Source organism: Paenibacillus xylaniclasticus, assembly GCF_004001065.1.
GTDB classification, from domain to species: domain Bacteria; phylum Bacillota; class Bacilli; order Paenibacillales; family Paenibacillaceae; genus Paenibacillus_T; species Paenibacillus_T xylaniclasticus.
In genome coordinates this window covers 142,850-154,903 of record NZ_BIML01000001.1, presented here as the reverse complement: position 1 = coordinate 154,903, position 12,054 = coordinate 142,850, and the positions used below count along the sequence as shown (strand labels likewise).

Here is a 12,054-nt window from a genome sequence, read left to right as displayed (position 1 = left end):
GTGTGCTCAACGGCACTGCTGGTAACTAACGTACGGCTTGCCAATTCGACTGCACGCTTCATCGGTACAGCTTGGCAACATAGCGGCAGCTATGTTATTGTGGCAAGAAGGCTATACATATGCTTTATGCATTGTAAGCCGATAGGATAGAGAGCAGGGGGAATAATACATAGATGAAGACAATCCGATTTGCTTTCAGTGGCTTCGGAAATATAGCCAGAACTCATATGACGGCGCTCCGTGCGCTGCCGATTGTGAAGAAGGTACCCGCTGTCCCGGTTCTCGACACGCTTATTACACGTGATCCGGAACGTAACCGCGCACAGGCGGAAGCGATCGGCTTCAGACGTGTCGTAGCTAGCGCTGAGGAAGCAGCGCATGATGATCAAGTTGATGTTATCGATATTTGTACGCCGAATAATCGCCACGACTTCGATGTAAGAGCAGCTATTGCGGGCGATAAAGCGATTTATTGTGAGAAGCCGATTACGGATCGGTACGATTCGTCCTCCGCGCTTGAACAAGCTGTGCTCGCTTCAGGCTTGACTTCGCAATTGGCGTTCACGTTCCGCTACCATCCGGCAGCGATGCGCATTCGGGAGCTTGTAGCACAAGGGGTTGTCGGTGATATCCTGCAGTGTAAAATTGCATACCGCCGCTCCGGTTATCTGAATCCGGAACGTCCGGTCAGCTGGCGGCTTGATACAAGCATGTCCGGCGGCGGCGCCATAAGCGATTTGGGTGTTCATGCCCTTGATTTATTCCGTTATTGGTTCGGTGAGATTGCAAACGCCAACGGACGCGTTTCTACTCATGTGAAACGCCGTCCTGCAGCTGCCGGCAGTACCGAATTAGTCGAGATGTCGATTGACGATTGGGCTGTTATTCATTTGACTACTGAATCCGGTGTCAATGGTATGGCGGAAGTATCCCGTGTTGCACTCGGCTCCGAGGCGTTCGATATCCAGATCGTCGGATCACAAGGAGCGATCACCTGCGATTTGGAACGAGACGCAGTCCCGGCCGTTCATCTTCTGAAGGGGATGGCAGGTACGCTGCCAGAACCTTCTTCCCTTGCGCTTATACCAGACGAGAAGTCGACGATGGGCTTTGCGGTGGATACTCATTTCGGCGCATTACATCATTTCGTGCTTCGTCTTACAGGTGATAATCGCTGGGCAGATATTGTGCCGACGCTCAAGGATGGCGTTATCGCCGAGTACTGGATCGATCGTGTACTTGCGCAAGCGGAGGAAGGACGCGTATGACGAACTCACAACGTATGATTAAAGGCGTTCTCCTAGATCTAGACGGTACTCTGTATCATGGAACGAGAATGATTCCAGGGGCAGATCGGCTGATGGAAATGCTGACAGCTAACGACATTCCTTATCGCTATGTCACGAATAACTCCTCGCTGTCGCCGGAAGCATTCGCAGCAAGGCTGCGGGGGATGGGGCTTCCTGCGAGGGCTGAGGACGTCTGTACGTCAGCAGGAGCTGCTGCCGAATATGTCGCGGGGCGGCGTCCGGGAGCCAAAGTTTTTATTATAGGCGAGAGCGGATTACGTGAAGCGGCGTTGAATGCAGGACTGCAGCTGGTGGACAGCGGTGCTGACGTCGTACTGCAAGGAATTGACCGGGAGCTTACCTATACCAAAATAGCCTGTGCCGTCGAGCAACTGCTAAACGGCGCCGAGTCAGTTATGACGAATCCAGATCTGCTGCTGCCTTCCGAGCACGGCTTGATTCCGGGAGCGGGCTCGATCGGTGCTATGCTCCAAGCGGCGAGCGGCAAGGTGCCAACGGTTATCGGTAAGCCATCTCCGATTCTGATGAACTATGCGCTGGAGCGTCTAGGAGTTGAAGCCGCTGATACGCTGGTCGTCGGCGATAATCTTGCTACGGATATCGGAGCTGGTATTGCAGCAGGGTGTGCGACGGCGCTTGTACTGACCGGATTGACGACGGCCGATAATTTAGAGCATTATGCCGCGCAAGCTGGCTGCCGAGCGGACGTCGTATGTGCGGACTTAGACGCACTTATATCGTATATATCAGAGCGAATCAGGTAATAAGAGAAGGAAACGTACGGACAGGAAGGAAGAGGACGGATGCCGGAACTACCGGAAATGGAAACGTATCGCAGCATGCTGTCGGAACGAATTGCCGGCAAGCAGATTACCGGTGCTGCCGTAACACGCGATAAAACAATTAATATGACCCCTGACGCATTCGTCTCAGCCGTCATTGGCAGAACGGTATATTACGTCGAGAGACGGGGCAAGCATCTGTTGTTCCATCTGGACGATGGACGCAGGCTTGTGATCCATTTAATGCTCGGTGGCTCGCTCTATTATGGGGATGATGAGGACCGTCCTGACCGGACAGTACAGGTGGAACTGTCATTCGGTAACCACAAGCTGTTCGGAATTGGATTGCGGCTAGGATATGTTCATCTGTTGACAGCGAAGGAAGTTGTCGAGCAGTTCCGGGAGCTTGGCCCTGAGCCGCTTGATCAACGAATGACGGCAGAGTCGTTCAAGAAGCTGTTCCAAGGCAAACGGGGGATGCTGAAATCGGCGCTCGTCGACCAGCATACAATTGCCGGCATCGGAAACTGCTATTCGGATGAAATCTGTTATACCGCATCGATTCGGCCTAACACGCGAATTTCATCGCTTCGCGACGAAGACTGGGAGCGGCTGTTTCGCGCGACGCAATCGGTGCTTCGCGATGCGATTGCCGCAGGCGGCTATATGGATTCACCGCTGTTCCGCGGCGACACACTGACGGGCGGTTACAATGAACGCTGTCGTGTTTACGATCGCGGGGGCCAGCCTTGCTTCAAATGCGGTACACCTATTCAGCAATCGGAAGCCGCGTCGAAGAAAATGTTCTTCTGCCCTTCCTGCCAGCCGGAGCAGTAAGATGCTTTATGGCTGCCATGTGAGTACGCGGGGCGGTTATTTGGCGGCTGCCAAGAGAGCGGCAGCTCAAGGAGCAAGGTCGTTTCAATTTTTTTCGAAAAATCCGCGAGCACTCTCCGTCAAAGCGTTCGATCGCACCGATGCAAGCCGGTGTGCGGCATATTGCGCTGAACATGGGCTGCAATCGATCGCGCACACTCCATATCCGACGAACTTGGCCGCACAGGATGAGGAGCAGCGCAGCCGCAACGTCATCTCGCTCCTGAACGATCTGCAAATTGCGGAGGCATGCGGCTCTATCGGCGTAGTTGTTCACTTCGGCATTTATAAGGGATCTGAGCCGCTTGCTGGCTACCAGAGCATCATTCGCACATTGAACGAAGTGACAGCGCGCTGGGATGGTCGGGCGAAGCTGCTTATTGAGAACCAAGCAGGCGATCATGCGTTTATGGGGACGACGTTCGAGGAGCTGGCGACGATACGCAGCTTATGCATGCAGCCGCAGCAGATAGGCTTCTGCTTGGATACGTGTCATTTGTTCGCCAGCGGCGTATGGAACGGCGAGCCTGATGCGTCGTGGCTGGCGAAGGCGGCCAATACCGGCGTGCTGCCGCATATTGCTGCCATCCATTTTAACGACAGTCGATACGACTCCGCACAGCGTAAGGATCGTCATGCCGCGATCGGTATGGGGAAGATTGGAGAGCAAGGGCTGCGATGGCTGCTTCAAGCGCCAGAGTTTTCGAAGGTGCCGTTCGTATTGGAGACGCCAACTGATGGAGCAGGCTCGCATCAACAACAGCTGGAGACGATGGTATTATGGGCGACGGGACGTTAAAACATATTTTTTTGGACGATTATCGGAAATGTCCTGCTGGCTTCGTGCTTGCGCGCAATGCGGAGGAGTGTATCATGCTGCTGGCGAATTTGCCTGTGGGCATTTTGTCGCTTGATTATGATTTAGGGTACGGGCAGCCGACAGGTCTTGAGGTCGTAAGGTACATGGTCGAGAATGGCGTGTATCCGCAAGAGGTCTATTTGCACACGTCCAGCGAAGCGGGTCGGATGCAAATGTATCACTTACTGGCGCAGCATGCGCCAAAGAGCATGACGCTGCATTATCGGGCAATGCCTGAGGAAGTGCGGGAGAGGGCGGCTAGGAACGAGGCTTCGGACACCGGCTCGGGCTGCTAATGTTTTGTTGCGAAGGGGGAGCTTGGATTGATTCATTTGAAGGATATTACATTCCAGCGCGATCAGCGATTGATTTTACAAGGGGTTAATCTTGATGTGAACAAAGGCGAGCAATGGGTCATTCTCGGACGGAACGGCTCCGGCAAAACGACGCTGCTTGAGTTCATTACAGGGTACCAGTTTCCGACGAGCGGTACGGTGGACGTGCTCGGCAACCGGTACGGTACGGTCGATATCCGCGAGGTACGCAAGAGAATTGGTTATATTTCACAGACTCTGATTGAGAAGCTTACACTGCGCGATCCGGTCTGGGAGGTCGTAGCGACAGGGGAATACGCTTTTCTTCGGTTTTATCAAGAAATTCCGGAGGAGGTACAGGCCAAGGCGAAGTCTCTGCTGGCTGAAGTTGGCTTGCTGCATACGGCGGATCAACCGCTAGGAACGCTGTCGCAAGGCGAGCGTAAGAAGGTGCTGCTTGCGCGTGCACTGATGCAGGAGCCGAAGCTGCTCATAATGGACGAGCCATGCGCCGGACTCGACTTGTATGAACGGGAGAAGCTGCTGGCCGACCTTGAGCTGCTGAAAAACCGGGATATTACGGTCATCTACGTAACGCACCATATTGAAGAAATCGTCCCATTATTCACGCATGTTGCGCTCGTACACGAAGGGCGCATTGCCGCCTCTGGAACGAAGGAGGACGTGCTTCAGCCTTCTGTGCTGTCGAGCACGTATGAGCTTCCGATTGAAGTGGATTGGCAGCACGGCAGACCTTGGATTCGAGTGCTGCCTCAGCAGGAAGGAGTCGTCAATTGAGTATAGATACGCCATCGGTAACCGCATGGATCGGAACCTCGAATCAAGGCTACGCGCCGCTTGCCATGGAGGAAGTACGGCGTACGATCGCCGGAGCCGCAGTGAAAGTATTGGCCCCGGGCGAAACGTTCGTTATTGAAAGTCCGTATGATCGGCAAGAGACGCTGCGGATGCTCGGTGACAGTCCGCCTGTGTTCCTTCGTCACATTCAGCCGATAGACGGTACCCTGCTGCTGACAGGCGATCAAGACCCGCTCCATTGGCTGATCGAGCAGGTACGGCAAGCAAGGCCGGTGTTAGGGAATAAACAGACAGCGGTTCATATTAGACGGGCCGATGGGAGCGTCTTCGATCGGTCTGTGCTTGAGACGAAGACGTCGGTCGATGCGGCGCTTCGTGATATAGGTGCGGAGCCGGACCAACGGAGTCCAGAGCAGATCGTGTCGATTTATGCGGTGAAGGAGCAGCTAATGTACGGAATCGGCACGCCAGAGGAGCTTATGTCGGACTGGCCCGGTGGAGCGATCCGATTTCATCGTGAGGAAGGTCAAATCTCGCGTGCTAAGTTCAAACTGATCGAAGCGGAGCGCACATTCGGCCTTCAGTATAGTCAATACCGGGAGGCGCTTGATATCGGTGCAGCACCGGGCGGCTGGACGTCGCTCCTGCTCGAGCGCGGTGTGAAGGTAACGGCAGTCGATCCGGGTGAGATGCATCCTTCCTTAAAGCGTCATCCGAACTTAAAAATATTAAAACGAAACGCATCCGATGTGAAGTTCAAGCCGGGAACTTTCGATCTGCTCGTATGTGACATGAGCTGGAGCCCGATGCAAATGGTGAAGCTCGTGCTTGAGTTAACCGACTCACTCGTGCACGGTGCGACAGCAGTCGTTACAATTAAGCTGATGCACCGCAAGCCGCTGCAGACGATCCGCGATGTTATCGCGAAGCTGGAGGAGGCGTTCATCGTGCACCGAGCTAAGCAGCTGTTCCATAACCGCGAGGAAATTACGATGTTCATGACGAAGCGATAGACTCGGTCTAGACTGCAGGAGTTCATTCGAGTCATTTCGTTCCTGAGGGAAAAAGGACTTGTCCAAAATGGATTTCTGTTATAGAATCAACATATATATTCTAGGACACAGGGAAAGCATCCCGGTATACAGCGTGAAGACGCTTATACCGGGATTTTTTTGTGCTTTTGAGATAGGGTTCATGAATTGAAGGAAATGAAGGGTGATACAGATGAACATGGAGCAGCCATATACGCAGCCAATGGGCCAGGCGGATGAAGAGCGATTAATCGGAGGACGATATCGCATTATTGGTGAAATTGGCCGAGGTGGGATGAGTACTGTATATGCGGCGGAGGACGTAAGACTTCCAGGCAAGGTGCGTGCGGTGAAGGAGCTGCGCCGTTCGTTCTCGGAATTCGAGCTGTCGGCGGAGGAAGCACGTCTTCTTATGCGGTTGAATCATCCGAACCTGCCGCAAATCGTTGATTATATACAGCCGGATGCGAACGGGTTGGAATATGTCGTGATGGATTATGTACATGGTGAGACAGTCGAGAAGAGGCTGGAGCGATGCGGCGGCAGCATGTCTTTCGATGAGATCGCGTCGATTGCCATTTCGCTATGCGGCGCACTCGCATATTTGCATGAGCAGTCTCCCCCAATTATTCACCGGGATTTGAAGCCTTCGAATATTATGATTGATGAGAGCGGCCACGTTCGGCTCATAGATTTCGGTATCGCCCGTTACTACAAGGCTGGACAACTGGAAGATACGCTGCTGCTCGGCACACCGGGCTTTGCTGCTCCGGAGCAGATAATGGGCACTCAGAGCGATGCCAGGACAGATATTTATGGACTGGGCGCTGTACTCTATTATCTCATTAGCGGAGGGGTTGGATTCGAGATGTTTCCAGCAGGTCCGCCTATCATTCGTAATGAGGTGCCTGCACCGTTCTTTTCCGCCGTTGCCCGGATGATCCAGACGAATGCAGAGCTGCGTTATCAGACTATGCGGCAAGCTGAGGAGGCGTTAACGGCGGCTATTCCAGGCGGAAGAGTTGTGAATCGGCTTACAGGCAGCCGAACGGGAGACGCACGATTAGCATCGCTGACAGCGGTGCTGTCCGTATCGCCAGGGTCGGGGGCAACTTTCGTAGCCCTCACTGTCGCGCGGCTGCTTGCGAGTAGGGGAACGCCGATGGCAGCATTTGAGCTCGGAGGTTATTCGTCTGAATGGGCCGCATTGCATGGAGTGGAGAGAGATAGCTTTATCAGCAGCGGCGCTAATCGTGTTGAGGATGAAATATTCATTAAGCATAGAGAATCATCGCTCGAATGGTATTGCATGCGTGATGCTGGCTTGTTCCAAAAGCCGGGAGGAGAGATTGCGATTCGTAAAGCGGTAGAGAAAACGGCGCTAGCAGGTCGAACAGCTCTGCTCGATCTTTCTTCCTCGTGGGACGAGAAGTCAGGTCTGGATTGGCTGCGCCGTGCTGCTGTAATTGTCGTTGTAGCGGACCCTTATCCGGCGAAGTGGTCTGCCGCCAGACTTCGGAAGCTTCATGATGAGCTGGCGATTGCAAGAGAGGAAGGGGCGAAGGTGTTGTGGATCGCGAACAAAGACACTTCGTTCAAGCATCGAAAGGAGTGGCTTTCCCTGTTTCCCGAAGCACCGTCGGCTCACGTACCGTTTATCGAATACTCAGAGTTGGTCAGTCTCATTTGGTCCGGACAGTGGCCGACCGCACGTTCAGCATTCCGCAAGACGCTTGAACGGTCTCTCATGCCAGTACTGAATGAAATAAGAGCGGACGTGCGCAATGTGTAGCGTCATTTGATTATCCACAATGCTGCTCCGTTATGGTACAATGATTCCGGCGTGATGATACAAAATCCGCACTAATTCTACATTTGACTGAAGAAACGGAGTAGTTATATACATGAGTTTATTGACTGTCGAGAATTTGACGCACAACTTCGGCGACCGTACGCTGTTCAAGGATGTGTCGTTCCGGCTGCTTGCCGGGGAGCATGTCGGTTTGGTAGGAGCGAATGGTACGGGCAAATCGACATTGATGAATATTTTGACCGGATCGCTGCTTAAGGACAGTGGTCGAGTAGAATGGATGCCGAAGGTCCGTTACGGTTATTTGGATCAGCATACGAAGCTGGAACCGGGCAAGACGATTCGCGATGTTCTTAAGGATGCTTTTTTGCCGCTGCTGCAATTGGAACAGGAACTGAATGAGATCACTGCACAAATGGCAGATGCGGACCTGGATACACTGGAGCAGCTGCTGGAACGAATGGGAGAAATTCAAGAAGCGCTGGAAATTGGCGATTTCTATATGCTGGATGTAAAGGTCGAAGAGATGGCAAACGGTCTCGGCCTGAACGCGATCGGTCTGGACCGGGACGTTGCAGCGCTGAGCGGCGGACAGCGGACGAAGGTGCTGCTTGCCAAGCTGCTGCTGGAGAAGCCAACTGTTCTGCTGCTTGACGAGCCGACCAACTACTTGGATGAAGAGCATATTACGTGGCTGACTAACTATTTGAAGGATTACCCGTACGCGTTCATTCTCATCTCTCACGAAACCAGCTTTATGAACCAAGTTGTCAACGTGGTCTATCATCTAGAGTTCGCACGGTTGACACGTTATTCAGGTAACTATGAGAAGTTTCTGCAGCTGGCCGATATTAATAAGACTCAGCATATCGAGGCTTACGAGAAGCAGCAGGAGTTTATTAAGAAGCAAGAGGACTTCATCCAGCGCAATAAAGCGAGATATTCGACATCAGGCCGTGCGAAGAGCCGCGAGAAGCAGCTCGAACGACTGGAGCGGATCGATCGTCCGGAGGAAGCGCAGAAGCCAGTCTTTGGATTTAAAGAAGCACGAACAAGCGGCAAGACCGTATTCGAGGCCAAAGGTCTTGTCATCGGCTATGATCGCCCGTTGCTGCCGAAGATGGACGTCTTGATTGAACGTGGGGATAAAGTCGCAATCGTCGGCTGTAACGGTGTCGGTAAATCGACTCTGCTGAAGACGATTCTGGGCATCATTGAACCGCTCGAAGGCAAAACCTATCGCGGTGATTTTCTTCATCCGGCATATTTCGCTCAAGAGGTTAAGGCGCCGTCGATTACTCCGCTGGATGATGTTTGGAACGAGTTCTCGAACCTGAACCAGCACGAGGTACGAGCTGCACTTGCTCGTTGTGGGCTGAAGAATGAGCATATTACGCGTGCGCTAAATCAATTGAGTGGTGGCGAACAGGCGAAAGTACGGCTGTGCAAGCTCATGATGCGCGAAAGCAACTGGATTCTGTTCGACGAACCGACGAACCACTTGGACATCGTGGCGAAGGCTGAGCTGAAAAGAGCGCTTAAAGAGTATAAAGGGACGGTTATCCTCGTTTCCCATGAGCCTGAATTTTACGAGGATTGGGTTACGAAGACGTGGGACGTCGAACAGTGGTCAATGCAGCTGCAATAAGCCATTTATTGGGGTAAAGTTAGCGCAGGTGGCATAATAGTTGAAGGGTGCTCCACTTTAGACAAGATTATGCTCGAATTCTAAGAGGCTACTCGCTGGCGATATGGCTTGATCGGCGTCGTACTGTTTCGAACTGTGAGCAATAAGGTTAATAAAGAAGCGGTATACGAGCAGCCAATTCGGATGAATACTCCGGTTCGGGCTGCTAAGTACCGATTCCATGACGGACAAGCCAGACGAGATCGCCCCAGCATCCTCTACCCATACAAGCTATTGGATGGGTAGTGCCTATGTTCGCGGGGCGGCGGGTATATCGTCTAGCTGCCGCCGCCGACTTAGTAAGCTTGTCGTAGCGTTATTATAGTCGGACGGATCTGGATGAGTCGATTAACCAGACAGCAGAAAGCAGGTGAAACTTCATTGAACGAACGGATATTGGTTATCGAAGACGAAGAAGGCATCTCGCGCGTGTTGCAGCTTGAGTTGGAGCACGAAAGCTATACGGTCGGTGTCGCTTCTGATGGGCGAACAGGGCTTGAGATGGCACAATCGGGTGAATGGGATCTGGTGCTGCTCGATGTGATGCTTCCCGGCTTGAATGGCATTGAAGTGCTTCGCAGGCTGAGACAAAGCGGCAATACGGTTCCTATCATATTATTGACGGCAAGAGATACAGTTCCGGATAAAGTGAGCGGCTTCGAGCATGGAGCGAGCGATTATGTAACGAAACCATTCGCTATGGAAGAGCTGTTGGCGCGTGTTCGGAATATTCTTCGGATCTTCGCTCAGCATGCGAAGGAAGCGGAAGGCTCGGATGTACTCAAGGTTGGCGATTTGACGATTGAGCTTCGGACGCGTAAAGTGTTCCGCAAGGAGCTGGCGGTTGATTTGACGCCGCGCGAGTTTGAACTGCTCGTCTATTTGGCAGAGCATAAGAATGAAGAGAAATCACGCGAGGATATATTGTCCGAAGTATGGGGCTACGATTTTATTGGGGAAACGAACCTTGTTGATGTTTATATCCGGTATTTGCGGCAGAAGGTGGACAAAGGGTTCCGATATAAGCTGATCCATACGGTCCGCGGAGTCGGTTATATGTTGAAGGAGCCGAATGGATGACGCTTCGTAAACGATACACACTGTTTACAATATTTTGGATTATTTTTATACTGCTGCTGTTTAATATCTTCGTTTATTTGTTCGTCATCAATATTACGACTCGAAGTGAGGAGCAGTCGTTGACCGATAAGGTCAAGCTATTAATTGAGAATGTCCACCCCCAGACGGCAGCGATGTATGACAATCCGAATTTGCTTAATGACTTTTACAATGTGAACGAGCTTATTCGGATCGTATCGCCAACGGGCGTCATATTGAATGAAGAAGGCTCTGATAAGGAGCTGATGGATCAGAAGGCGGAATACTATACGGCTCATGATTCGGGTCAAATGACGATCGGCGGTAAAAGAGTGCTGTTCATGCGTGTTCCGCTCTATGACGGTCCAACGCAAGTTGCCAGTCTCGAAATTATGCGAAAGCTAAACTCGCTTGATACGTATTTGCAAATATTAGTCGTGGCGTTGGCTGTGACGAGTGCAGGTGCGATTTTGTTCGCTATATTCGGTACGTATTGGTTTACCTCCAGGCTGACGTCACCTATCCAGCAGATGGTGTCGACGATGCGTGAGATCGATCGTAGCGGTAAGCTGCGCAAGATTGAAGCAAAGCCAGAGGATGATTCCGCTGAGATGCAGCAACTCGTTAGAGCTTTCAATCAGATGATTGACCGGCTGGATCGTACCTTCGCGCGTCAGAAGCAGTTCGTCGCTGACGCCTCTCACGAGCTTAAGACGCCTCTAACGGTCATTAGTAGCTATGCGGGCATGCTCAAGCGATGGGGCCGTGATGACGCAGCGGTACGCGACGAGGCGATCGAAGCGATCGCGCGTGAAGTCGAGCGATTGCAGAACCTAACAAAGTCGATGCTGACTCTAGCCGATGCGGAACAGGAAGACTGGCTTAATGTCGAGACGTTCGATCTCGTTCCGATTGTTGACGAGCTGGCAGAGATGATGCATGTGACGTTCGGCAGAACGGTTCGGGTTAATGCAGCGAGCGGCAGCGTGAAGATGAAGGGCGACCGGGATAAAATCCGGCAGCTGCTGGTTATCCTAATTGATAATGCTATCAAGTACAGTAAAGATTCGATCGACGTTAAAATAAGTGCTGTGAAGCAGTCTGTACGGCTGTATGTGACAGATAAAGGTATTGGCATCCCTGAGAACGAGATCCCGTACTTGTTTGAACGGTTTTACCGGGTAGACGGTGCAAGAACCCGATCAACTGGCGGTGTTGGTCTCGGCCTTTCGATTGCGAAACGGATCGTTGATTTGCATGAGGGCCAGATCGAGGTTATCAGCAAGCCTGAGCAAGGTACGACGATTATGCTGCAGTTTCCTTTCAGGCGAGCATGAGTGAGCCGTTCGAGAGGTGCTGGATGAAGTGATGAAGGCTCTGTTTGACGCGGAGCCTTTTTGCTTGCGCAAATGAGGGAATAAAAAACGACGTTTCCTACCTATAAGGTGGAATCGTCGTTCGCTAAATG

11 protein-coding genes are annotated in these 12,054 nt (G+C 52.2%); all 11 read left to right on the top strand.

What is annotated here, in order from left to right:
- Window positions 1-173: 173 nt before the first annotated feature.
- The 11 genes from PXY01_RS00675 to PXY01_RS00625 all read left to right on the top strand — a co-directional run bounded on the left by PXY01_RS00675 (window position 174) and on the right by PXY01_RS00625 (window position 11,923).
- The gene (locus PXY01_RS00675; protein ID WP_127566246.1) at window positions 174-1,268 is read left to right on the top strand and encodes a Gfo/Idh/MocA family protein; all 1,095 of its coding nucleotides are present in this window, start codon (window positions 174-176) and stop codon (window positions 1,266-1,268) included.
- On the top strand, window positions 1,265-2,074 hold the full coding sequence (locus tag PXY01_RS00670) for an HAD-IIA family hydrolase (RefSeq protein WP_127566244.1): 810 nt from the start codon (window positions 1,265-1,267) through the stop codon (window positions 2,072-2,074). Before PXY01_RS00675 ends, PXY01_RS00670 begins: the two co-directional genes overlap by 4 nt.
- Before the next feature lie 39 nt (window positions 2,075-2,113).
- Complete coding sequence (locus PXY01_RS00665) at window positions 2,114-2,929, top strand: Fpg/Nei family DNA glycosylase (RefSeq protein WP_127566242.1); 816 nt, start codon at window positions 2,114-2,116, stop codon at window positions 2,927-2,929.
- Window position 2,930: 1 nt separating this feature from the next.
- A complete protein-coding gene (locus tag PXY01_RS00660) occupies window positions 2,931-3,767 on the top strand; it encodes a deoxyribonuclease IV (RefSeq protein WP_127566240.1) in 837 nt (278 codons plus the stop codon).
- Window positions 3,749-4,123 carry a cyclic-phosphate processing receiver domain-containing protein gene (locus tag PXY01_RS00655; protein ID WP_127566238.1) on the top strand — a complete coding sequence of 125 codons (375 nt, stop codon included), beginning with the start codon at window positions 3,749-3,751 and terminating at the stop codon, window positions 4,121-4,123. The genes PXY01_RS00660 and PXY01_RS00655 overlap by 19 nt, the downstream gene beginning before the upstream one ends.
- A 27-nt stretch (window positions 4,124-4,150) precedes the next feature.
- Window positions 4,151-4,939 (top strand): ABC transporter ATP-binding protein, encoded by a 789-nt coding sequence (locus PXY01_RS00650; RefSeq protein ID WP_127566236.1) that lies wholly within the window; start codon window positions 4,151-4,153, stop codon window positions 4,937-4,939.
- Window positions 4,936-5,973 carry an SAM-dependent methyltransferase gene (locus tag PXY01_RS00645; protein WP_127566234.1) on the top strand — a complete coding sequence of 346 codons (1,038 nt, stop codon included), beginning with the start codon at window positions 4,936-4,938 and terminating at the stop codon, window positions 5,971-5,973. The genes PXY01_RS00650 and PXY01_RS00645 overlap by 4 nt, the downstream gene beginning before the upstream one ends.
- 211 nt (window positions 5,974-6,184) lie before the next feature.
- Window positions 6,185-7,783, top strand: coding sequence for a serine/threonine-protein kinase (locus PXY01_RS00640; RefSeq protein WP_127566232.1), 1,599 nt, complete (start codon window positions 6,185-6,187; stop codon window positions 7,781-7,783).
- 112 nt (window positions 7,784-7,895) lie between these two features.
- Window positions 7,896-9,449 (top strand): ABC-F family ATP-binding cassette domain-containing protein, encoded by a 1,554-nt coding sequence (locus tag PXY01_RS00635; protein WP_127566230.1) that lies wholly within the window; start codon window positions 7,896-7,898, stop codon window positions 9,447-9,449.
- Window positions 9,450-9,869: 420 nt separating this feature from the next.
- The gene (locus tag PXY01_RS00630; protein ID WP_127566662.1) at window positions 9,870-10,568 is read left to right on the top strand and encodes a response regulator transcription factor; all 699 of its coding nucleotides are present in this window, start codon (window positions 9,870-9,872) and stop codon (window positions 10,566-10,568) included.
- Window positions 10,565-11,923 carry a HAMP domain-containing sensor histidine kinase gene (locus tag PXY01_RS00625; RefSeq protein WP_127566228.1) on the top strand — a complete coding sequence of 453 codons (1,359 nt, stop codon included), beginning with the start codon at window positions 10,565-10,567 and terminating at the stop codon, window positions 11,921-11,923. Before PXY01_RS00630 ends, PXY01_RS00625 begins: the two co-directional genes overlap by 4 nt.
- The last annotated feature ends 131 nt before the right edge of the window (window positions 11,924-12,054 follow it).

Bases quoted from the DNA above. Each gene is read 5' to 3' on its own strand.
- PXY01_RS00675 (WP_127566246.1), top strand. From the start codon at position 174: ATGAAGACAATCCGATTTGCTTTCAGTGGCTTCGGAAATATAGCCAGA.
- PXY01_RS00670 (WP_127566244.1), top strand. From the start codon at position 1,265: ATGACGAACTCACAACGTATGATTAAAGGCGTTCTCCTAGATCTAGAC.
- PXY01_RS00665 (WP_127566242.1), top strand. From the start codon at position 2,114: ATGCCGGAACTACCGGAAATGGAAACGTATCGCAGCATGCTGTCGGAA.
- PXY01_RS00660 (WP_127566240.1), top strand. From the start codon at position 2,931: ATGCTTTATGGCTGCCATGTGAGTACGCGGGGCGGTTATTTGGCGGCT.
- PXY01_RS00655 (WP_127566238.1), top strand. From the start codon at position 3,749: ATGGGCGACGGGACGTTAAAACATATTTTTTTGGACGATTATCGGAAA.
- PXY01_RS00640 (WP_127566232.1), top strand. From the start codon at position 6,185: ATGAACATGGAGCAGCCATATACGCAGCCAATGGGCCAGGCGGATGAA.
- PXY01_RS00635 (WP_127566230.1), top strand. From the start codon at position 7,896: ATGAGTTTATTGACTGTCGAGAATTTGACGCACAACTTCGGCGACCGT.
- PXY01_RS00625 (WP_127566228.1), top strand. From the start codon at position 10,565: ATGACGCTTCGTAAACGATACACACTGTTTACAATATTTTGGATTATT.